This window comes from Actinokineospora sp., assembly GCF_050699995.1.
Taxonomy (GTDB): domain Bacteria; phylum Actinomycetota; class Actinomycetes; order Mycobacteriales; family Pseudonocardiaceae; genus Actinokineospora.
In genome coordinates this window covers 1-21,509 of the sequence record NZ_JBOHGC010000500.1, presented here as the reverse complement: position 1 = coordinate 21,509, position 21,509 = coordinate 1, and the positions used below count along the sequence as shown (strand labels likewise).

Below are 21,509 nucleotides of genomic sequence, written 5' to 3'. Positions count from 1 at the left end.
GGTGGCCAACGCCCGCCGCGACGGGCTGCACAAGCTGTCCACCCGCTTGGTCCGCACCCACGGCACGATCGTCCTCGAAGACCTTCACGTGGCCGGGATGCTGGCCAACCGGCGCCTGGCCCGGCATATCGCCGGGGTCGGGGTGGGGGAACTGCGCCGACAGATCACCTACAAGACGGAGTGGGCCGGCGGGCGGGTGCACGTGGCGGACCGGTGGTACCCGTCGTCGAAGACCTGCTCGGCCTGTGGCGCGGTGAAAACCAAACTGCGCCTGGCCGATCGGACGTTCCACTGCGACCAGTGCGCGTTCACGCTGGATCGTGATCTCAACGCCGCCCGCAACCTCGCCCAACTCGTCGACGAGGTCACCGGTGGCATGTCCTCCCCGAGTCGCGGGGCGACACGAAACGAGCCCGATGGAAACCCACGTCAGACCCGCACCACGCGGGCACCGGGTACCGCCACGGGAAGACCCACGAGGTCAACGCCGCGCCGCGAGGTGACGGCTCACGACACGTCATTACACGTTTCGTGAACGGCGTGTCCATCCCGAGTCCGCGCCGCGTGTGACGAGGAGGATCTCGAACCCACGATCGTCCTCGGCCGCGAGTAAACCTGGGCGAATCACCGCGCGAACAGTCCCACCACGCTTTGTCGCCTCGCCTGGGGCCTGACATGATCTGGCCCTGAGCGGGTCGCTCCCGCCCACGAGGCGGAAGGCATGGCGCGATGGCCGACGACGCGGTGCCCTGGGAGATGATCGGGCGCGCGTTCGACACGGCGCCCGCCCAGGTGCTGGTCGTCACCGGGCCGGACCACGTCCTGCGATACGCCAACGAAGCCGCGGTGCGGATCGGCGGCCGCCGCGGGATCGGCGGGCCCGCGCGGACCGCCTTCGCCGACCTCGACCGGATCGACAACCTGATCGAGCAGCTGGACCGGGTGCTCGACACCGGTGAGCCGGTGGACATGCGCGAGTGGCGGCTGCGGTTCGTCGTCGACGGCGAGCCCCGCGAGGCGGTGGTCCACTACAGCCTGTCGCCGCTGATCGGCGCCGCCGCAAGCCCGGTCGGCGTGCTGATGATCGCCGTCGACATCACCGACGAGGTCGCCGCCCGCGACCAGCTGCGGGAGCTGGCCGAGCGCAGGCGGATCGCCTTCGACCGGGTCGCGCTGCTGGCCAGGGTCGCCGAGGCGGTGAGCGTCGCCGACGACCCGCGGGCCGAACTCGCCGCCCTGGCCGACATCGCGGTCCCGCAGCTCGCCGACAGCTGCATCGTGTTCACCATCGACGACACGGTGCCCCCGGGTCCGGACGGGACGGTCCTGACGACCGTCGCGCGCACCCAGGTGCAGTCGCTACCGGTGCCGCCGCCGACGCAGGTGCGGTCGGTGGATCCCGCGGGCGCCTGCCCGGTGGCGACCGCGATCCGCACCGGCGTGGTCGCGCACTGGCAGGGCCCGCCCGAGCAGCCGCCGTGGTCGCCGGAACTGCGGCTCGACGACTGGCACCGCGGCAACCGGGTGCACGCCGCCGTCGCACTGCCCCTGCACACCGAATCGCACACGGTCGGGGTCGCGCTGTTCGGTGTGTGCGCACCGCGCGGGCCGATCAGCGACGACGACGCCGAGTTCATGGCGCTGCTCGGGGCGTGGCTGAGTAAGCCCCTGGCCCGCGGCAGGCGCCAGCAGCGCACCCGCGACGTCGCGGCCACCCTGCAGGGCGCGATGATCACCGACCCGCCCACGGTGCCGGGGGTCTCCCTCGCCGTGCGCTACCAGCCCGCCCAGTCCGGGGTCGCCGTCGGCGGCGACTGGTACGACGCGTTCGAACTGCCCAACACCGACCTGGTGCTCGCCGTCGGCGACGTCGCGGGCCACGACATCGGCGCCGCGGCGACCATGGGGCAGCTGCGGGCCGCGCTGCGCGCCATCGCCTTCGATGACGCCCTGCGCCCCGGCGGCGTCCTGTCGCGGCTCGACACCCTGGTCGACGGCTTGGACATCGCGCCGTTCACCAGCCTTATCCTGGCCACCCTCGAACGCCGCCCGGGGCTGCCCGCCCGGCTGCGCTGGAGCAACGCGGGACACCCGCCGCCGCTGCTGATCACCCCGACCGGACCGCCCGAGTACCTCACCAGGGGCGCGGGCCGGGTCATCATGGGCGGGCTGCCCCGCCCCGCCCACCGGTCGACGGCGAGCATGGTCGTCGACCCGGGGGCCACGGTCATCATGTTCAGCGACGGGCTGGTGGAGAACCGGGCCCGCTCCATCGACGACGGGCTGGCCGAACTGGCCGTCCTGGCCGACCGCGCCCGTGACCTGTCCGTCGACAGACTCAGCGAGTACCTGCTCGAACATTCGAGCGGAAACACCGACGACGACATCGCCCTCCTCGTCGCCCGACTCGACGAGGACGGGCCGGCAGGACGATCGGAAACCTCCTAGAGACATGCGCTAGTCCTGCGTGGACCGTGGTCGCGGCGGTACCGTGGACTGGGCGAAAGCAGCCCGACACGTCGCGCCCTCGTGTCCCCGCGTAGTCCGACCGGCGCCGACCAAGCGTTCCGTTGGAGGTGTCGCCGGTGGCCGACCCGCCCCCACCCGCCCATAGCGCGGCGTTCTACCGCGACCGACCGAGCTACGTGGCGGCGGTGCTCCCGTTCGTCATCGGCGGCCTGGACGCGGGTGACGCGGTGGCCGTGGCGGTGCCCGAGGCGAACCTCGACCGCCTCCGCGCCGAGCTGAGCCCCGCGGCGGCCGGCGCGGTCGAGTGGATCGACATGTCCGTGGCGGGGCGCAACCCAGGGCGGATCATGACCGGCGTCCTCGGGGCGTTCGCCGACAAACACCGCGACGAGACCGTGCGCATCGTGGGCGAGCCGGTGTGGCCGGGCCGCAGCGCCGAGGAGTACCCCGCGTGCGTGCAGCATGAGGCGCTGATCGACGACGCGTTCGAGGGGCGGCCCGTCGCCATCCTGTGCCCGTACGACCTGGCGGTCGGACCTGCCGCCCTCGCCGACGCCATGGCCACACACCCTTCGATCCTGGAGGGGGTGGAGGGCACTGCCAACCCGTATTACGACCGCCACCGCGCGCTCGCCGCCCACAACGTGCCGCTCCCGCTTCCGAAGCACGCCCGCACGTGGTCGGTCACCCCGTTCGACATCGCCGCGCTGCGCGTCGCCGTCGCGGATCTGGCCGCGACCGCCGGCCTGGCCGCGGAACGGATCGAGGACGTCGTGCTGACCGTCGTCGAGTTGGCGACCAACAGCATCGAGCACGGCTCCGGCACTGCGACGCTGTCGCTGTGGGAGCGCGCCGACGCCCTCATCGTGCGGAACTGGGACGCCGGGATCATCAGCGACCCGCTCGCGGGCCGACGCACGGTCGCCCCGACCCGCGGCCGCGGCCGGGGACTCCTGCTGGTCAACGCGGGAGCCGACCTGGTGCGCACGCACATCGACGAGGCGGGCACCACGGTCCAGGCCTGGTTCCGCCGGAACTGACCGGAAGTTTCGCGTTCGCGGTTTGGGGAACCACTCAGGAATGAGTGCCCAGGGCGACCTACTTCGCACCGTCACGAAGGTGTCCGCCGCACTGCACGCCGCCGGTATCCGCTTCGCCCTCACCGGTGGCTGCGCCGTGTACGCACGAGGCGGCCCGGAGACCGAACACGACGTGGACGTCCTGGTGAAGCTGTCCGACGTCGACGACGCCGTCCGCGCGCTGGTCGCGCAGGGCATGCGGGCCGCGCCGCCACCGGAGGACTGGCTCACCAAGGTCTACGACGGTGACCGGCTCGTCGACCTGCTGTTCCGCCCCAACGAGCGGCCGGTCACCGACGAGGTTCTCGACCGCTCGGAGATCATGCGGGTCGGCCCCGCGACCATGCCGGTGCAGAGCGCCACGGAGGTCATCATCGGCAAGCTGCTGGCGCTGGGACCACACCGCGGCGACCTGAACGAGCCCATGCAGTCCGCGCGCGCCCTGCGCGAACAGATCGACTGGTCGCGGGTCGCGGTGGATACCGCCGAATCGCCGTACGCCGAGGCGTTCCTGCTGCTCGCGGGCAGGCTCGGCGTCACGCCGAGGCTCATCCGAATCCCCGATGACCGCCCTCGCGCCGCCGACGACCGGGAGGAACTCGCATGACCGCCGACCACAGCTCGGGCGCACCCCAGTACCAGGTCGCGGCCGTGCGCCGGGCGCTGGCCGAGGACGACCGCACCGCCGAACAAGGCATCAAGGTCACCGTGCGGGGAGACACCATCCTGCTTTCCGGCGACGTCGAGTGCGCCCGCAGGCGCGACGAGATCGCCGAAGTGGTCCACGAGGTGGTCCCCGCGATGCGCATCTACAACGACATCAAGGTCACCGAGGCAGGCGAGCCCACCGGCCGGGAGGAGTTCCGATGATCCGCATCGCCGCCATCGGGGACGTGCACCTGAGCGAGGACACCGGCGGCCGATTCCGCCCGGCCCTGCGCACCCTCGACGAACACGCCGACGCCCTCCTGCTGGCAGGCGACCTCACCCGACACGGGACGGTCGAGGAGGCGGCGGTCGTGGCCGCGGAGTTCGGTTCGCTGCCGGTGCCGGTAGTGGCGGTCCTGGGCAACCACGACTACCACAGCAATCGCTCGGCCGAGGTCACCGAGGTATTGGCGGAAAGCGGGATCTCCGTGCTGGAGGGCCAGAGCGTGATAGTGCCGGTGGACGGGCGGAAGGTGGGGATCGCGGGCGTCAAGGGATTCGGTGGGGGATTCGCCGGAAAATGTGCCAGCGCCTTCGGTGAGCCGGAGATCAAGGCCTTTGTCGAGCACACGGAAGTGGCCGCGGCGAAACTGCGTGGGGCGCTGGCGGCGATGGACTGCGATGTCCGGATCGCTTTGACCCACTACTCGCCGGTCTCGGACACGCTGCGGGGGGAGCCGCCGGAGATCTACCCGTTCCTGGGCTGTTACCAGCTTGGCGAGGCGATCGACTCGTGCGAGACAGCACTGGCGATCCACGGGCACGCGCACTACGGCACGGAGCAGGGATTCACGCCCGGCGGGGTTCGGGTGCGCAACGTTGCCCACCCGATCATTCGAGCCGCATACGCCATCTACTGCATCGAGTAATCCCACGCCCAACCAGGCACCACCGAAAACTAGGCGGGAGCAGCCGATCGGAGAGCGGGAAGCAGCTCCTTCTCCGCCACGTCGAAGAACGCGTCCTGATGCTCCCCGCCGATCTGCACCAGCGCCACGTCGGTGGACCCCGCCTCCCAGAACTTCGATACCGCCTCCACGATCGGCTCCAGGTCCGGTCCACACGGGATCGCTCCGGCCACGTCGTCCGGTCGCACGAACTTCGAGGCGCCCTCGAATCCGGCGGGGGTGGGCAGATCCGTGTTGACCTTCCACCCGCCGCCGAACCAGCGGGAACTGGTCGTGGGCCCGCGCGATGGCGGCGTCGCGGTCGCGGTCCCAGCAGATCGGGAGCCGGCCGATCTTGCGGCCCTCCGGCTCGGCGATCTCGTCCCACCCCTGGCACAGCTCGGCCTTCGGGTCGGTCGCGACCATGTGGTCCGACAGCGGCGCGAAGTGCTCGATCGACTCGCGGCCGGACACGGCGGTCGCGATGGGGACGCGCACGTCGGGGCAGTCCAACAGCTTCGCCGAGTCCACTCGGAAGTGGTTGCCGGAGTAGTCGGCCCCCGGGTGGCGGTGCGCCACGAGATGCTGGCCGAGGCGATCCAGATCATCGCCGCCCTCTTCGACGGCGGCCCGGTCGGATGGCCGGGTAGTACCGCGGGATCGGGCAGGTCACATAGGTCATCAGGCCCACGGTCTCAGTGGCGATCATCACCTCGAAGTCGATCCCGGCGCCCTCGGCGGCCACCGCGTGGCGGACCAGGTCGGCCGGGCCCGCCTGCTCGGTCATCAGGGTGTAGCCGAAGGCAACCATCGCGCGTGCTCCTCTTCCTCGGTTTTTCCTGGGCTTATCCGTCGTCGACGCCCGCAAACGGGCTGTGCTTGAACCCCACCGGACCGGGGTATCCGCCCCCATGACCACCACAACCTCCGAGCAGTCGCTGTGGCTGCGAACCGCGCCGTCGACCGCCTACCCCACCCTCGCCCAGGACATCCACGTCGATGTCGCCGTGGTGGGCGGTGGGATCACCGGGCTCACCACCGCGCTGCTGCTCAAGCGCGCCGGGCTGCGGGTGGCCGTGCTGGAGGCCGACCGGATCGGGCAGGGCGCCACCGGCAACAACACCGCGAAGGTCAGCGCGCTGCAGACCACCACGTACTCGCGGATCACCCGCAAACACGGCGCCAACGCGGCCGCCCAGTACGCGGCGGCGAGCACGGCCGGGGTGGAACTGGTGGCGACCCTCGCCGAGGAGGAACGCATCGACTGCGACCTGCGGCGGCGGGCGGCCTACACCTACGCCATCGCCGAAGCCGAGCGGGACGCGGTCCGCGCGGAGGCCGAGGCGGCGGCGCGGGCGGGCCTGCTGACCGAGTACCAGGCCGACAGCGACCTCGACGTGCCGTTCCCGGTGTTCGGCGCGGTCCGGCTGGCCGACCAGATCGCCCTGCACCCCCGCCGCTACGCGATCGGCTTGGCGGCCGCGGTCGACGGCAATGGCTGCGTGGTGCACGAGAACAGCCAGGTCCTGGACGTCGAGGGTGGCGCGCCGCCCCGAGTGCGGACCGCGGGCGGGGTGGTCCGCGCCGACCACGTCGTCATCGCCAGCCACTACCCGATGCTCGACCGGGGCCTGTTCTTCGCCCGCGTCGAGGCCGTCCGGGCCTACTGCGTGGCGGCCCGCCTGCGGTCCGGCGCCCCGCCCCAGGGCCTCGCGATCAGCGCGGGCAGCCCGGCGTGGTCGATCGCCCACTCCGGCGACTCCCTGATCCTGGCAGGCCAGAGCCACCGGACCGGCGCGACCGACACAGCGGGCCGTTACGCGGCCCTGGAGGCCTTCGCCCACGAACACTGGGACGTCGCCGAGGTGACCCACCGCTGGTCCGCGCAGGACGGCACCCCCTACGACGGGCTGCCGATGATCGGCACCTACCTGCCGGGGTCCGAGTGGCTCACCGTCGCCACCGGCTATCAGAAGTGGGGCCTGTCCACCGGCTCGTTCGCCGCCCTGCTGCTCACCGGTCACATCACCGGCCACGAACAGCCCTGGGCGCGGCGCTTCAGCCCACACCGGCTCTCGCTCAGCGGCCTGGGCAGCCTCGCCAAGATGAACGCCACCGTCGCGCGCGACCTCGTTGGTGACCGCTTTGCCCCCATGCTCGACAGCTCCGACGAGGTCCCTGTCGGCGGCGCGGGCATGGTCCGCGACGGCGCGGGCCGCAAGGCCGTCTACCGCGACGAGACCGGCCAGGTCCACGCCGTGTCGGCCCGCTGCACCCACCTGGGCTGCCTGGTCCGCTTCAACGACCAGGAACGCAGCTGGGACTGCCCGTGCCACGGCTCCCGCTTCGACATCGACGGGGTCGTGCTGGAGGGCCCGGCCACCAAGCCGCTGGACCGGCGCGACCCGTGACGGTCAGGGCAGGCTGGGCAGGTCGGCGCGCGGGACCTCGCTGACCGAGCGCAGCGCGGTGAGGGTGGCGTGCCCCTCGGCCAGCAGGGCCGCGTCGGTGCCCGGCTCCAGTTCGGTGTCCACCCCGACCGTGGTCACGTCGATGAACCCGTCGCGCAGCCGTTCGACGCGGCTCTGCACGACACCGAAGTCGGCCAGCGCCGCCCACTGCACGGGTTTCACCTGGTCGGACACCAGGTTCGGCACGTTGAGGTTGAGCACCGAGCCCGCGGGCAGGTCGGCGAGCAGCTTGAGGGTGTCGCCGACCATGGCCGCCGCGGTGTCCCAGTGGTGGTCCTCCGCGGGGTCCAGCCCCACGTCGAGGGACACAGCCAACGCGGAGACGCCGTTGATGCCCGCGGTGAGCGCGGCGCCGACGGTGCCGGAGTGCAGGATCGCGCGACCCACGTTCGCGCCGCGGTTGATCCCGGACAGCACGAATTCGGGCGTCTCCCCGAAGCCGCCGCGGCAGGCGGTGAACGCGATCAGCCCCGGGTGCGCCGCGACCGCGTGCGTGACGGCTTGGCCCTCCAGCCCGGGCAACTTCCGGTTCTCGACCCCGACCCGACGACCGTCCACCGCCGCCGTGAGGCCGGCGCTCGTACCGCTGGATTCCGTGGCAGGCGCGGCGATGGTGACCTCGAAGCCCGCGGCCAGCGCCGCGTTCGCCAGGCCCAGCAGGCCGGGGGAGTCGATGCCGTCGTCGTTGGTCACCAGGATCATCGGTCCTCCTTCACACACGGCGTCAGCCGCACTCGTTCGCTGAGTTCGCGCACCGCCCGGCCGCTGCCGGTGCCCAGTCCGTGCCGGGTCACGTTGATCGCGCCCGCCGCCCCGGCCGCAGCGCCGCGTCCCACGGCAGGTCGGCGGCCAGGCCATAGGCGAGTGCCGCCGTCATCGAGTCGCCGCCGCCCCAGGTGTCCACCGGCACCAGACCGGGCGACTCCACCAGGTGCGCCTGGCCGTCGAAGTAGGCCAGGGACGGGTGCTCGGCGCGCGAGATCACCACGATGTCGGCGCCGCTCTCGGCGAGCCGGGCCGCGGCCCTGCCGAGCGGCTCATCCTTCGGGATCTCGTCGTCACTCACCTTGATCACGGTCGGCCCGCCCTCGCAGGCCGCCTCCAGCCGTGAACCCGACAGGTCGACGACGACCTTGCATCCGTTGCTGGTGAGGTCCGCCGTGAGCCGCTCATAGAGCGAGTCGGGGACCACACCGTCGTCCTGCGGGCCGCCGAGCACGGCCACCCCGGCCCGCAGGCCCGCGATGAGGATCGTCTCGTAGAGGTCATCGAGTTCGTGTCTGGTCAGCGGGTCCGCGGCCATCCGCACCACCTGGGTGCGGCTGCCGTCGCGCCGATCGTGCACATAGGACCCGTTGCGAGCCGAGACCTCGACGGCCTGGACCCGCAGTTCGGGCTCGACGAGGTGGCGCAGCGCCTGCCCGGTCTCACCGCCGAAGGTCGCGCACACGGTCACCTCGGCGCCGAGTGCGGCGGCCATCCTGGCCTGCCGGATGCCCTGGCCACCGGCGTGCAGGTGGATGTCCGGGCGCCCGTCCAGCTCCTCGACGGTCACCGTCAGGTCGGGCGCGGGTGCCAAGACCGCGATCGAGATGTCGCCGATGATCCCACCGCCTCTCTGATCGGGAAGTACCCAGACTTCCGCCGCCGGAACCACCCCCGGTGTGATTGCGCACAGAGCCCCCGACAACCGGTCTCCTCCACGTCCGGCCACGCTCGGCCGCGACGGGCCGAGCGCGAAACTCCGCGGGACCCTGACCGGTGAACTAGCCGGCAGCCATCAGATGCGGCTGAACTTCATCGCGTCGTCGGCGATGGGGGAGTGGCGCAGGGTGAAGACGTCGCGTAGGTAGTTCATCCGCAGCCGCCACGGCGCTTTCTCGCCCTGCTTGGGGAAGTTGCCGATGGAGCGCTGGACATAACCCGCGGAGAAGTCCATGAACGGTTCCTCGGCCACCGCCGGGTCGTGCTCGGGCACGCACGAGTCGTAGCCGTTGTCGTCCATGTGTTTGAGCAGGCGGCAGATGTACTCGCAGGCGATGTCGGCCTTCAGCGTCCACGAAGCGTTGGTGTAGCCCACGATGTAGCCGAAGTTCGGCACCCCCGAGAGCATCATCCCCTTGTACGCCATGGTTTCCGGCAGTTTCACCGGTTTGCCGTCGACCACCAGCTCCATCCCGCCGAAGGCCAACAGGCTCAGGCCGGTGGCGGTGATGATGATGTCGGCGTCGAGCGTCACGCCCGAAGCGAGCAGCAGACCGGTCTCGGTGAAGGTGTCGATCCGGTCGGTGACAATGGAGACCTGGCCCTTGCGGATGGACCGGAACAGGTCGCCGTTGGGCACCAGGCACACCCGCTGGTCCCACGGGTTGTACGACGGCTTGAAGTGCGTGTCGATGTCGTAGTCGGCAGGCAATTGGCGCTGCAGCGCCTTGCGGAGCAGCTTCTTCACCAAGCCGGGCCTGCGCCTGCTGAGCTGGTAGAAGCCGGTCGCGATGAGCACGTTCTTCCACCGCGTGATCGCGTAGGCGAGCTTGCCCGGCAGCACTTTGCGCAGCGCGTTGCCGATGGCGTCCTTGGCCGGGATGGACACGATGTAGCTCGGCGAGCGCTGCAGCATCGTCACGTGCGCGGCGTCCTCGGCCATCGACGGCACCAGCGTCACCGCGGTCGCGCCGCTGCCGATCACCACGACCCGCTTGCCCACGTAGTCCAGGTCCTCCGGCCAGTGCTGGGGGTGCACGATCGGCCCGCCGAAGCGCTCGGTGCCTGTGAACTCCGGCTGGTAGCCCGTGTCGTAGCGGTAGTAGCCGGTCGCGCTGAGCAGGAAGTCGCACGTCAGTTCCAGCGCTTCGTCGGTGTCGTCGCGCAGCGCTCGCACCGTCCAGTGGGCGTTCGCGCTCGACCACTCGGCCGAGACGACCCGGTGGCCGAAGCGGATGTGCCGCTCGACGCCGTACTCGCGGGCGGTCTCCTTGACGTAGCGCAGGATGTCGTGGCCGTCGGCGATGGCCTTCTGCTCGGTCCACGGCTTGAACCGGTAGCCGAGGGTGAACATGTCCGAGTCGGACCGGATGCCGGGGTAGCGGAACAGGTCCCAGGTGCCGCCGACGCTGTCGCGGGCCTCGAGGATCGTGTAGGTCTTCGCGGGCAGTTCGGTCTCGAGGTGGCAGGCCGCGCCGATTCCGGACAGGCCCGCCCCGACGATCACGACGTTCACGTGCTGCGGCCGCTCGGTCATGGGGCGAGTCTGCCACGAAGGGCGCTGTCCGGCCTTGGCACGCGAGTCAGTCGCGGGCCCGATAGGAGCGCGGCGACGTGCCGGTCCAGCGGGTGAAGGCGTGGGTGAAGCTGGTCGGGTCGGAGTATCCGAGGCGCTGGGCGACCTGGGCGACGGTGAGCCCGACGGTGCCGAGCATCTCGACCGCCAGGGTGTGGTGGATCTCGGCTTTGAGCGCCCGGAAGGACGTGCCCTCGTCGGCCAGCCGCCTGCGCAGAGTGCGCACGTCGTGGTGCAGCCGGGCGGCGACCTCGTCCATGCCGACGTTGTGCTCGGGGTGGGCGAGCAGCGCCGAGCGGACCCTGGCGGCCATCCCGGTGCGTTCGGTGGTGGCGTCCAGCAGGTCCTGGCACTGGCGCTTGCACGCGTCCCACGTGTGCTCATCCGCCTGCGGCAGCGGGGTGGCGAGCAACTCGTCGGGCAGCGTGATCAGGTTGCGGGGGCGTCCACTGAGGACTTGCAGACCGGGCAGGACGGCCGCCAGCGCCTTCGCCCGCGGCGCCGCCAGGGTGACCTCCATTCGGATCTCGGGGACCTCGGGAATCAGCAGCCGGACCAGGGCGGCGACCGCCGCGAGGTCGCGTTCGACGAGGAGGTCGCGCACGTCGGCGGGCAGTTCGTCGTCGAGTAGCGCCAACATGGTCTGGTCGTCGGCGCGGAGCAGCAGCGGGTGGACGAACGCGGTCGTGAGGCGGAAGAACCGGACCCCCACCTCGATCGCGTCGCGCCAGGTCGGGCTGGTCAGCAGCGCGAAGCCCCACACGCCGACCGCGCCCAGGGTGTAGCCGCGGCCTGCCTGCACGCCGAGACCGGGCAGGTCGCCGAGCCTGCGGACCAGGTTGCGGCCCACCCGCAGTTCCTGGGTGGCGTCGATCCGGTCGAGTTCGTCGAGGTCGTGCTCGGCCAGGCCGGTCCCGGCCAGGCACTGCCGCGCGGTCAGCCCGTGGTCGAGGCCGGTTCTCAGCAGCAGCCGCGCGCCCACGGTGCCGCGGGGGAAGTCCCAAGTCGGCATCAGCGGCCTCCGGCTGTCCGAAAAATACAGGTTGCTGACCGATTGAATCATGGCTCGGCGTGGCGTGGGTTCCTACTGTGAGACCGCGGGTGTCGCTGGTGTTCAGGCAGGAGGTGGCAATGGCAGCCGGGCAGCCGAGAGTGGCGATCATCGGGGCGGGCATGTCCGGGCTCTGCATGGCCGCGAAGCTGCGCCAGGCCGGGTTCGACGACCTCGTGGTCCACGAGAGCGCGGGCGAGGTCGGCGGCACCTGGCGCGACAACACCTACCCTGGCCTGAGCTGCGATGTCCCCGCGCGGTTCTACTCGTACTCCTTCGCCCCGCACGCGGGCTGGAGCCGCAACTTCGCGCCGGGCGCGGAGATCCAGCGGTACTTCGTCGGCGCGTCAGCCGATCTCCGGCTGCGCGAGCACATCCGCTTCAACTCCGAGATGGCGCGCGCCGAATGGGACGGGCGCCGCTACCGGCTGCGGACCACCGACGGCCACACCGACCACGCCGACGTGCTCGTCGCGGCTACCGGCGTCCTGCGTGAGCCGCGAGTGCCCGACATCGAGGGGCTGTCCACGTTCGCCGGTCCGGCCTTTCACTCCGCGCGCTGGGACCACACAGTCCCGCTGCGCGGCAAGCGCATCGCGATCATCGGGACCGGGTCCACCGGCGTGCAGCTCACATCGGCGCTCGCGGGCGTGGCGAAGCCGCTGACGCTGTTCCAGCGGACCGCGCAGTGGATCCTGCCGCTGCCGCAACTGCCGTACAGCCCCGTTTCCCGTGCCGCTCTCCGTGTCGTGCCCGGGCTCAACCGGCTGAGCTACCGGTCGTACCAGCACATCATGGAGCAGGTGTTCGGCCACGCCGCCGTCGAGCCCGGGTGGCAGCGCTCGGCCGTCGCCGAGATCTGCCGGTCGTACCTGCGGCTCGCGATCCGCGACGACCCTGCTCTGCGCGCGAAGCTGACACCGCCGGACGACCCGATGTGCAAGCGGCTCATCATGTCCGCCACGTTCTACCCGGCGGTGCGTCGTCGCGATGTCCACCTCGTGACCGAGGGAATCTCGCACGTCGAGCCCCGCGGCATCCGAACCACCGACGGCAGGCTGCATGAGGTCGACGTCCTGGTGCTCGCGACGGGATTCGACGCACACGCGTTCCTGCGGCCGATGGAACTCGTCGGCGAACACGGGCAGACCCTCGCCGACGCCTGGCGTGACGGGCCGCGTGGGTACCGAACCGTTGCCGTGCCGGGCTTTCCGAACTTCTTCACGATGATCGGGCCGCACAGCCCGATCGGGAACCACTCGCTGATCGCGATCGCCGAGACGCAGGCCGACTACGTGCTGCGGTGGCTGGAGCGGATCCGGTCGGGTTCGGTCTCCACGGTCGTGCCGACCGCCGAGGCTACCGACGAGTTCAACACGGCGCTCCGCTCCGCGATGCCGTCGACGGTGTGGACCACCGGGTGCGACAGCTGGTACCTCGGGGCGGACGGAGTGCCGGAGCTGTGGCCGTGGACCCCCGCCGTGCATCGGCGGATGCTTGCTTCGCCTGTGCTGCCGCACTTTCAGGTGTCTTGATCAACGGAGGGTTCTATGGGTCGCAGGTCGCTCAGTGGCAAGGTCGTGGTCATCACCGGTGGGGCCAGGGGGATTGGGGCGGCCACCGCACGCGCTCTGGCTTCTCGGGGCGCGGTCGTGGTGATCGGTGATCTGGATGTCGAGCCGGCCAAGGAGACCGCCGCTGCCGTCGGTGGGTCTGGGCATGCTCTTGACGTGACCGACCACGCCGCGTTCTCCGCGTTTCTCGGTTCGTTGGGGCAGATCGACGTTCTGATCAACAATGCCGGGATCATGCCGTTGGCTGCGGTCACCGAGGAGCCGCCGGAGACCACCGCACGGCAGTTGGAGATCAATCTGCATGCGGTGATCCATGGGACTCGGGCGGCTGTTGGAATTATGCGGCGGCAGGGGTCTGGGCACATCGTGAATGTGGCTTCGGCGGCGGGGAAGTTCGGGTTTCCCAACGGGTCCACGTACTGTGCGACGAAGTTCGGTGTCGTGGGTTTCTCGGAAGCCGTGCGGGCCGAGTTGCGGGGGAGTGGGATCGAGGTGTCCTGTGTGATGCCTGGGATGGTTCGGACCGAGTTGATCTCCGGACTGTCCGAGATCGGGTTTCTTCGGCCGGTGACGGCGGAGGCTGTGGCTTTGGGGATTGTTCGGGCGTTGGAGAAGCCTCGGTTTGATGTGTTCGTTCCTCGGCGGTTGAACGCGCTCACCCGATTTCAGCGGCTCGTTCCTCGGCGCTTGTCGGAGTGGGCTATGCGGGTGGTTGGTGCGGATACCGCCCTTTTTCACGGCGCTTCGTCGGCTGCTCGCGCTGCTTATGAGACTCGGGTGCACGGCTAGTTGTGCATGGCTGGTTGTGGGTGTGCAGGTGTGTTGGGGAGGTGCGGTTGCGTGGGGGCGTGGGGGTCGCCTTCGGCATCCGGTCGACTTGGGGCTCGCCTTCGCCATCGGGTTCGACTTGGGGTCGCGTTCGCGTTCTGGTTCGCACGCGCCCTCGGCGTCGTCGCGGTCATCGCAGTCGCCGTGCCTGCCGTATTGCCCGTTCGCCCTTCGTGTGCGGCCGCTCCTTACAGGCGTCGCCAGATCATTCTTGTCGCGGCGGCGGCCATCGCTGGCAAGCCTGCTTTGTCCTTGGGGCGGTCCGGCATGCCCTCGTAGCCGATGATGTGGCCCAGCGTCCTGGTCGTGCGTGGTGCGATCATGCTCGCCACCTCCGCGGGCCTCCCGAACGGCAGCCACACCGACAGCGTTTCCGGTTTCTTGACGATTGCCTTGCGCACCAACGAAGCCGCTCGCTCCACCGTCATCATCGGCAGCATCCCGAAAGCGTTGAACCGTTCCGACGGAGCCGTCATGTCGGTGCTGACCAGGGGCAGTTTCACTGCCGTCACAGTGATTCCATGCGACAGCAGTTCCCGCCCGGTGACGATGCCGAACTCCTCCAACGCCGCCTTCGACGCCAGGTAGGCGGAGAACCGTGGCGTGTGGTTCTGCAGACCCTGCGTCGTGACGTTGACGATGTGGCCGCTTCGGCGTTCCCGCATCGACGGGAGCAGGCCCAAAGTCAGGCGCACCGCCGCGAAGTAGTTCAGGGCCATGGTTCGTTCGTAGTCGTGGATTCGGTCGGTCGCGTCGATGACTGAGCGGCGGATGGACCGGCCCGCGTTGTTGACCAGGACGTCGATGGCGCCGTGGTCGGCCAGAACCTGTTTGACCAAAGCGTCGACGGCGTCGTTGTCGGTGAGGTCGCACGGGTAGGACAGGGCTGTGCCGCCCTGTCCGGCGATCTCCGCCTGGAGTTCCGCCAGATCGTCGGCCCGGCGGGCGACCAAGAGGACGTGGGCACCTTCGCGGGCAATGCGCAGGGCTGTGTGCCTGCCGATGCCTGACGAGGCACCCGTGATCAGGACCGTGCGGCCTTGCAGCGGATGGCGGCGGGAGGCTCGGTCGGGGTCGAGGTTGGCGGCCCAGTGGTGGTGGATGGTGCGGGCGTAGTCGCGCAGCGGCGGGACCGACAGACCGCTTCCCGCCAGCGCGTTGCGGGTGACGGCGTCGTTGGCGGTCGCGTTCGTCGACAGGCGGGCCAACGTGTCTCGGGAAAGTCCCAGCTCCGCGAGCACCGCCCGCCGGGTCGCGCGGAGTAAGCGGCTTCGGTCGACGAGGCCCAGGGCGGCCGTCGACACCGCTGCGGCGCCTCGGGTCAGCGCGCTTGGGATGGTCGTGGTGATCCGGGGTGCGCCCGCGGCCTCGGCGAAGGCGTTGTAGATCTCGTGGACCGGGACCGACTCCGGCGCCGTGATCGGGTACGTCATGTGCGATCCGGCGTGGCTGTGGATCAGGTGGTCCATGACCGCGGCGGCGTAGTCGACCGGGATCACGTTGGCCTGGCCCAGATCCGGGCATGCCAGCGGCAGCGCCTTCGGCAGGCGCGCGAGGCGGGAGACGAGGCTCAGCAGGTCGCCCTCGCCGAACGGTTCGCCGGTTCGGGAGTCGCCGAGCATCAGGGACGGGCGGTAGATGCGCACGTCCAGGCCGCGCTGCCCGCGCAGCAAGGTGCGGTCGCCCGGGCCGGGGGAGAGCTGGTGGAACGCGACGGCGTTCGCGGTTCGCGCGTAGTCGAGGGCGGCGGCGACGGATCGGGTCGACAGGTGGATGACGTGGTCGACGGACTCGGGCAGTGACCCACCCAACTTGGGCTCGTCCAGGTCGCAGGCCATCGCCACCACCCGCGGGTCGTCCGCCCAGCGCCGCTTGAGCCGGTCGACGGCCGAAGGCCGGGCGAGCGCGTAGACGGCGCCGCAGGTGGGGCGTTTGAGCAGGTTGTCGATCAGGTCGCGGCCGAGCAGGGTCGCGGCACCGGTCACGAGATAGGTGGTCATGGCCCCTGCTCAAGTAAGTGAGACATCGTGTCGCACCCACTGTCGCACGCCCCGGACGTGCCCGGCAAGGTCAATCGCCGAGCAGCTGGCCGACCGGCACGTCCGGGTCGATGTCGACCCCCAGGGCCTTGAGGTTGCCGTCGAGGATCGCCCAGATCGAGCAGGTCAGGAAGTCGGCGAGCTGGGCGCTGGTGAGGTTGCGGCGCTTGTCGGCGAGCCACCGGTTGACCGAGGCGTCGACGAAGCCGACGATGCCTGCCGCGATCGACGGCGCGAGGTTGGTGTCCTTGCCGGACATCTTCAGCGCCATGGCGAACAGTTCGGCGGCCTGGGACGCGATCGCCGCTTTCGTGCCCGCGACGATCCGCGACCCGACGGAAGGTCCTTCGCCGCGGGCGGCCGCGCCGAGAAACGCGTGCAGGCTCGGGTGTTGCTCGATCCAGTCGAGGTAGGCCACCACCGCCCGCCGAATCGCCTGGACCGGGGTGCCGTCGGGGCGCAGCGTCGGATGGAGCTCGGCCATCAGCGAGTCGATGATCCGCTGCCGGATCTGCTCGTCGAGGTCGGCGCGGTCCTTGAAATGCCGGTAGACCACCGGGCGCGGGACGCCGACCCGGTCGGCGATCTGCTTGACGCCGACGCCCGGCCCGTCCTGCTCGATCGCGGCCACGGCGGCGTCGAGCACCTCCAGGCGGCGCTGCGCCTTGTGCGCGTCCCAGCGCGTCGACCGTCCGTCGACGTCGGGCTGATCCTTCTCGGCTTCGAGCATCTCAGCAGAATACTTCCACCAATCTGTGTGCGACACCTTGTCACAGTCAGATATCTGAGACACACTGTTTCGGCAAGGGTCGAGACGAGCGAGGGAGGCCCGGTGGGCGGCAAGGCGTACGTGATCGGCGTCGGGATGACGAAATTCGAGAAGCCCGGCAGTCGCGACTGGGATTACCCGGACATGGCGCGGGAAGCGGGCACGAACGCCCTGGTCGACGCGGGTATCGACTACTCGCAGGTCCAGCAGGCGTACGTGGGCTACGTCTACGGCGAGTCCACCTCCGGCCAGCGCGCTGTCTACGAACTGGGCATGACCGGCATCCCGGTGGTCAACGTCAACAACAACTGCTCCACCGGCTCCACGGCGCTGTTTCTCGCGACCCAGGCGGTCAAGAGCGGCCAAGCCGACGTCACGCTCGCGCTGGGCTTCGAGAAGATGCAGCCGGGCTCGCTCGGCGCCACGTTCGAAGACCGCGAGCAGCCGATGATGCGGCACCTCCTCGCGCTCGCCGAGTTGCAGGAGTTCGCCATGCCGCCCGCGCCGTACATGTTCGGCGCCGCGGGCCGCGAGCACATGCAGCGCTACGGGACCACGGCCGAGCAGTTCGCCAAGATCGGCGTCAAGAACCACAAACACTCGGTCAACAACCCGTACGCCCAGTTCCAGGTCGAGTACTCGCTCGAAGAGGTGCTCGCCGCCAAGACGGTCTATGACCCGTTGACCAAACTGCAGTGCTCGCCGACGTCGGACGGCTCCGGCGCGGTCGTCATCGCGAGCGAGGCGTTCGTCGAGAAGCACGGCCTCGCCGCCCAGGCGGTGGAGATCGTCGGGCAGGCGATGGTCACCGACCTGCGCGGCACCTTCGAGGACAAGAGCGCGATCACCCTCGTCGGCGCGGACATGACCAGGACGGCCGCCCGCCAGGTCTACGAGCAGGCGGGCATCGGTCCGTCCGATGTGGACGTCATCGAGCTGCACGACTGCTTCTCCACCAACGAACTGCTCACCTATGAGGCGCTCGGCCTCTGCCCGGAGGGCGAGGGCGGCAAGCTCGTCGACGCGGGCGAGACCACCTACGGCGGGCAGTGGGTCGTCAACCCGTCCGGTGGCCTGATCTCCAAGGGCCACCCGCTCGGCGCGACCGGCCTGGCCCAGTGCTCCGAGCTCACCTGGCAGCTGCGCGGCACCGCCGACAAGCGCCAGGTCGACGGCGCGAAGGTCGCCCTGCAGCACAACATCGGACTCGGTGGCGCCGTGGTGATCACCGCCTACCGCCCCGCCGACCGCTGAACCACCTGTCGAACAACCAAGGAGATACCGCTATGACCACCGTGAACGTCGCCGTCGACCTGCCCTGCACCCCGGAGAAGGCCTGGGCCACCGTGTCCGACCTGAGCCGCTTCGAGGAGTGGCTGACCATCCACCAGGGCTGGCGCGGCGACCTTCCGGCCACCATCGGCGTCGGCTCCAAGATCACCGAGGTCGTCTCGGTCATGGGCATGGCGAACAAGATCGAGTGGACCGTCGAGGAGTACGACGAGCCCCGCTCGCTCAAGATCAGCGGCACCGGCATGGCCGGGGTCAAGGTGTCGTTCACCCTGTCCGTCGAGCCCAAGGGCGACGCGACCAGCGCGAACATCGACGCCGAGTTCACCGGCCAGATGATCGTCGGCCCCATCGGCATGGCGGTGGGCAAGAGCACCCGCGGTGAGCTGGAGAAGTCGGTGGCCAAGCTCGCCGAGCTGGTGGGCTGATGCCGGAGTTCGACACGGCCGGGCTCGGCCAGTGGACCGACCCGGACGTCTTCGAGGTCAGCGCGGAACGGATCGGTCAGTACGCCGCGGCCACCAACGACCCGATCCGGCGCCACCTCGACGGCGAGGTCGCGCCACCGGTGTTCGGCATCGTCCCGGTGTTCAACTCGCTGGTGCCCGCCGCGCTGTCGGTGGCGCCGCCGGAGTTGCTCGCCCGGCTGGTGCACGGCGAGCAGGACTTCCGGTTCCACCGCCCGATCCGCCCGGGCGACAAGCTGACCTCGCGGGCCAAGCCCGTCGGGGTGCACGGCAAGCCCAACGGGACGGCGGTGGTCGTCTACACCGAGACCGTCGACGCCGACGGCGAGTTGGTCAACGAGCAGTGGATGACGGCGTTCTTCCGCAAGGTCGACGCCGGAGTCACCACCGGCGATCTGGCGCCCTCACACACTTTCGATGAGTCGCTGCGCGAGGTGGAACCGGCCGCCGAGGTCAAGGCACACGTCGACGACGACCAGACGTTCCGCTACGCGCCCGCTTCGGGCGACCCGATGCCGATCCACCTCGACGACGAGCTGGCCAAGATGGCGGGCCTGCCGGGGATCATCGCGCATGGCTTGTGCACCATGGCTTTCACGTCGTGGGCCGTGCTGACCGAGTTCGCCGACAGTCGGGTCGAGCGCCTGGGTCGACTGGCCGTGCGGTTCGCCAAGCCAGTGCTGCCCGGCCAAGACCTCACCACCCGGATCTGGCCCGCCGCGCCTGGATCCGTCGCTTTTGAGACCACTGTGGACGGTGAGCTGGTCGTCAAGGACGGCCTCGCCGAACTGACTTCCTGAACGGAGACATGAACGTGGGAGCACTGGACGGCCGGGTGGCCATCGTCACCGGGGCAGGCCGAGGCATCGGTCGCGAGCACGCGTTGTTGTTCGCCGCCGAAGGCGCCGCTGTCGTGGTCAACGACCTCGGCGGCGCCAACGACGGCAGCGGGTCGGACGCGGGTCCGGCACAGCAGGTGGTCGACGAGATCACCGCGGCGGGCGGCAAAGCCGTGGCCAACACCGACAACGTCGCGGACTGGGCGGGCGCGAAAGCGCTGATCGACCAGGCCGTGTCGGAGTTCGGCGGCCTCGACGTGCTGGTCAACAACGCGGGCATCCTGCGGGACGCCTTCATCGCGGGCATGTCGGAAGCCGAGTGGGACGCGGTGATCGCAGTCCACCTCAAAGGCCACTTCGCCCCGCTGCGCCACGCGGCCGAGTACTGGAAGTCGCGGTCCAAGGCGGGGGAGCAGGTCGCCGCCTCGGTGATCAACACCTCTTCGGCGTCGGGCACCTTCATGCCCAACGCGGGCCAGGCGAACTACGGCGCCGCCAAGGCGGGCATCGCCGCGATGACCCTGGTCGCCGCCCAGGAACTGGAGCGCTACGGCGTGCGGGTCAACGCGATCGCGCCGATCGCCCGCACCCGGCTGACCTTGGCCACACCCGGCATGGGCGCGCTCTTCGCCCAGGAGGTGCCCGAGGGCGAGTTCGACGCGTTCAGCCCGGCGAACATCGCGCCCCTGGTCGCCTACCTCGGCACGGAGAAGTGCCCGTTCACCGGAAAGGTCTTCGCCGTGCAAGGCGGCGCGATCTTCGAACTCGACGGCTGGCGCGGCGGGCGCACGGTGGAGACCGACGGCCCATGGACCTTGGACAACCTCGACGAGCACCTGGCCGACTGGGCCTGAGAAGGAGCACCACCATGGCCCCCACTGGCTACGACCTCGGCCTCGGCCTGTCCGAGGAACACCTGGCGCTCGCCGATTCCGTGCGCGGATTCGCCGACCGCCACCTCACCGCCGACGTGCTGCGTGCCGCGGCGGACGCCAAAGGCGAGAGGCTGCCGCCGTTCTGGGGCGAACTCGCCGGTCAAGGGCTGCTCGGGCTGCACGTTCCCGAGGAACACGGGGGCCAAGGCGCGGGCCTGCTGGAACTGGCCGTCGCCTTGGAGGCACTTGGCCGAGCCGCGCAACCCGGTCCGCTGCTGCCGACCGTCCTCGCCTCGGCGCTGCTCGTCGCGGCCGACGCCAAGGTCGGCGCGGAGTTGCTGCCCGGCTTGGCGGACGGGTCGCGCACCGCTGGTGTCGGGCTCGCTGACCCGCTCGACGGCCGGGAGACCAGCGGTGGCGTCACCGTGTCCGGCTCGACCGTCGGCGTGCTCGGTGGCTCGGTCGCGGACATCCTGCTGCTGCCGGTGCGGCTCAACGCGGGTGTCCGCTGGGTCGTGATCGACAAGGCCGACGTCAAGGTTCGCGAGCAGGACAGCATGGACGTGGTCCGCCGCTGCGCCCTGGTCGAGGCGACTGACGTCGTGGTGCCCGCCGAGCGGGTGCTCGACAGCTTGGCCGCAGTGCGGGTCCGGTCGATCGCCGCGGTGCTGCTCGGCGCCGAGGCGGTCGGCGTGGCCTCCTGGTGCGTGTCGACCGCGGCGGAGTACGCCAAGGTCCGGGTCCAGTTCGGCAGGCCGATCGGGCAGTTCCAGGGTGTCAAGCACAAGTGCGCGGCCATGGGGATCGAGTTGGAGCGGGCGCGCGCCGTCGTCTGGGACGCGGCGCGGGCACTCGACGCGGTGGCCGAAAGCCGGGATGACGC

The 21,509-nt window shown here is 70.3% G+C and carries 22 protein-coding genes; 14 read left to right on the top strand and 8 right to left on the bottom strand.

Translation table 11 applies throughout. From position 1 onward, the window contains the following. From ACRDSQ_RS25060 to ACRDSQ_RS25035, 6 genes are all read left to right on the top strand, one after another. The coding region (locus tag ACRDSQ_RS25060) for an RNA-guided endonuclease TnpB family protein (RefSeq protein ID WP_431424417.1) at positions 1 to 535 on the top strand (535 nt) is incomplete at its 5' end. Between the two features lie 194 nt (positions 536 to 729). Then, entirely contained in the window at positions 730 to 2,448 is a 1,719-nt protein-coding gene (locus ACRDSQ_RS25055; protein ID WP_431424416.1) for a SpoIIE family protein phosphatase, read from the top strand. 137 nt (positions 2,449 to 2,585) lie between these two features. Further along, entirely contained in the window at positions 2,586 to 3,509 is a 924-nt protein-coding gene (locus ACRDSQ_RS25050) for an anti-sigma factor RsbA family regulatory protein (RefSeq protein ID WP_431424415.1), read from the top strand. Between the two features lie 79 nt (positions 3,510 to 3,588). Further along, complete coding sequence (locus ACRDSQ_RS25045) at positions 3,589 to 4,155, top strand: hypothetical protein (protein WP_431424414.1); 567 nt, start codon at positions 3,589 to 3,591, stop codon at positions 4,153 to 4,155. After that, a complete protein-coding gene (locus ACRDSQ_RS25040; protein WP_431424413.1) occupies positions 4,152 to 4,418 on the top strand; it encodes a BON domain-containing protein in 267 nt (88 codons plus the stop codon). The genes ACRDSQ_RS25045 and ACRDSQ_RS25040 overlap by 4 nt, the downstream gene beginning before the upstream one ends. Next, positions 4,415 to 5,125 carry a metallophosphoesterase family protein gene (locus tag ACRDSQ_RS25035; RefSeq protein ID WP_431424412.1) on the top strand — a complete coding sequence of 237 codons (711 nt, stop codon included), beginning with the start codon at positions 4,415 to 4,417 and terminating at the stop codon, positions 5,123 to 5,125. Before ACRDSQ_RS25040 ends, ACRDSQ_RS25035 begins: the two co-directional genes overlap by 4 nt. A gap of 29 nt (positions 5,126 to 5,154) precedes the next feature. Here the strand turns inward: ACRDSQ_RS25035 and ACRDSQ_RS25030 are convergent, their stop codons facing one another. Beyond that, positions 5,155 to 5,352 carry a hypothetical protein gene (locus tag ACRDSQ_RS25030; protein ID WP_431424411.1) on the bottom strand — a complete coding sequence of 66 codons (198 nt, stop codon included), beginning with the start codon at positions 5,350 to 5,352 and terminating at the stop codon, positions 5,155 to 5,157. Between the two features lie 395 nt (positions 5,353 to 5,747). Next, positions 5,748 to 5,954, bottom strand: coding sequence for a hypothetical protein (locus tag ACRDSQ_RS25025; RefSeq protein ID WP_431424410.1), 207 nt, complete (start codon positions 5,952 to 5,954; stop codon positions 5,748 to 5,750). 100 nt (positions 5,955 to 6,054) lie between these two features. On the opposite strand from ACRDSQ_RS25025, the gene ACRDSQ_RS25020 reads away from it, so the two are divergent. After that, positions 6,055 to 7,554 carry an FAD-dependent oxidoreductase gene (locus tag ACRDSQ_RS25020; protein WP_431424409.1) on the top strand — a complete coding sequence of 500 codons (1,500 nt, stop codon included), beginning with the start codon at positions 6,055 to 6,057 and terminating at the stop codon, positions 7,552 to 7,554. Between the two features lie 3 nt (positions 7,555 to 7,557). Here ACRDSQ_RS25020 and surE read toward each other — a convergent pair whose 3' ends face one another. From surE to ACRDSQ_RS25000, 4 genes are all read right to left on the bottom strand, one after another. Next, positions 7,558 to 8,316, bottom strand: coding sequence for a 5'/3'-nucleotidase SurE (gene surE / locus ACRDSQ_RS25015; protein WP_431424408.1), 759 nt, complete (start codon positions 8,314 to 8,316; stop codon positions 7,558 to 7,560). 88 nt (positions 8,317 to 8,404) lie between these two features. Beyond that, positions 8,405 to 9,193 (bottom strand): PfkB family carbohydrate kinase, encoded by a 789-nt coding sequence (locus ACRDSQ_RS25010; protein ID WP_431424407.1) that lies wholly within the window; start codon positions 9,191 to 9,193, stop codon positions 8,405 to 8,407. Between the two features lie 201 nt (positions 9,194 to 9,394). After that, positions 9,395 to 10,855, bottom strand: a complete 1,461-nt coding sequence (locus ACRDSQ_RS25005) for a flavin-containing monooxygenase (protein ID WP_431424406.1) — start codon at positions 10,853 to 10,855, stop codon at positions 9,395 to 9,397. A gap of 46 nt (positions 10,856 to 10,901) precedes the next feature. Further along, positions 10,902 to 11,906, bottom strand: coding sequence for an AraC family transcriptional regulator ligand-binding domain-containing protein (locus ACRDSQ_RS25000; protein WP_431424405.1), 1,005 nt, complete (start codon positions 11,904 to 11,906; stop codon positions 10,902 to 10,904). A 119-nt stretch (positions 11,907 to 12,025) separates the two neighbouring features. On the opposite strand from ACRDSQ_RS25000, the gene ACRDSQ_RS24995 reads away from it, so the two are divergent. Both ACRDSQ_RS24995 and ACRDSQ_RS24990 read left to right on the top strand, forming a co-directional pair. Beyond that, the gene (locus ACRDSQ_RS24995; protein ID WP_431424404.1) at positions 12,026 to 13,480 is read left to right on the top strand and encodes a flavin-containing monooxygenase; all 1,455 of its coding nucleotides are present in this window, start codon (positions 12,026 to 12,028) and stop codon (positions 13,478 to 13,480) included. 15 nt (positions 13,481 to 13,495) lie between these two features. Further along, on the top strand, positions 13,496 to 14,308 hold the full coding sequence (locus ACRDSQ_RS24990; protein ID WP_431424403.1) for an SDR family oxidoreductase: 813 nt from the start codon (positions 13,496 to 13,498) through the stop codon (positions 14,306 to 14,308). A gap of 227 nt (positions 14,309 to 14,535) precedes the next feature. Here ACRDSQ_RS24990 and ACRDSQ_RS24985 read toward each other — a convergent pair whose 3' ends face one another. After that, the gene (locus ACRDSQ_RS24985) at positions 14,536 to 16,347 is read right to left on the bottom strand and encodes an SDR family NAD(P)-dependent oxidoreductase (RefSeq protein WP_431424402.1); all 1,812 of its coding nucleotides are present in this window, start codon (positions 16,345 to 16,347) and stop codon (positions 14,536 to 14,538) included. 70 nt (positions 16,348 to 16,417) lie between these two features. Then, a complete protein-coding gene (locus tag ACRDSQ_RS24980; RefSeq protein WP_431424401.1) occupies positions 16,418 to 17,116 on the bottom strand; it encodes a TetR/AcrR family transcriptional regulator in 699 nt (232 codons plus the stop codon). A 102-nt stretch (positions 17,117 to 17,218) separates the two neighbouring features. On the opposite strand from ACRDSQ_RS24980, the gene ACRDSQ_RS24975 reads away from it, so the two are divergent. From ACRDSQ_RS24975 to ACRDSQ_RS24955, 5 genes are all read left to right on the top strand, one after another. Then, entirely contained in the window at positions 17,219 to 18,409 is a 1,191-nt protein-coding gene (locus ACRDSQ_RS24975) for a lipid-transfer protein (RefSeq protein ID WP_431424400.1), read from the top strand. Between the two features lie 32 nt (positions 18,410 to 18,441). Continuing rightward, on the top strand, positions 18,442 to 18,873 hold the full coding sequence (locus ACRDSQ_RS24970) for a type II toxin-antitoxin system Rv0910 family toxin (protein ID WP_431424399.1): 432 nt from the start codon (positions 18,442 to 18,444) through the stop codon (positions 18,871 to 18,873). Beyond that, entirely contained in the window at positions 18,873 to 19,712 is an 840-nt protein-coding gene (locus ACRDSQ_RS24965; RefSeq protein ID WP_431424398.1) for a MaoC/PaaZ C-terminal domain-containing protein, read from the top strand. The genes ACRDSQ_RS24970 and ACRDSQ_RS24965 overlap by 1 nt, the downstream gene beginning before the upstream one ends. Positions 19,713 to 19,726: 14 nt before the next feature. After that, positions 19,727 to 20,605 (top strand): SDR family oxidoreductase, encoded by an 879-nt coding sequence (locus ACRDSQ_RS24960; protein WP_431424418.1) that lies wholly within the window; start codon positions 19,727 to 19,729, stop codon positions 20,603 to 20,605. A gap of 14 nt (positions 20,606 to 20,619) precedes the next feature. Next, positions 20,620 to 21,509: acyl-CoA dehydrogenase family protein (locus tag ACRDSQ_RS24955; RefSeq protein WP_431424397.1), on the top strand; the 890-nt coding region annotated here is incomplete at its 3' end.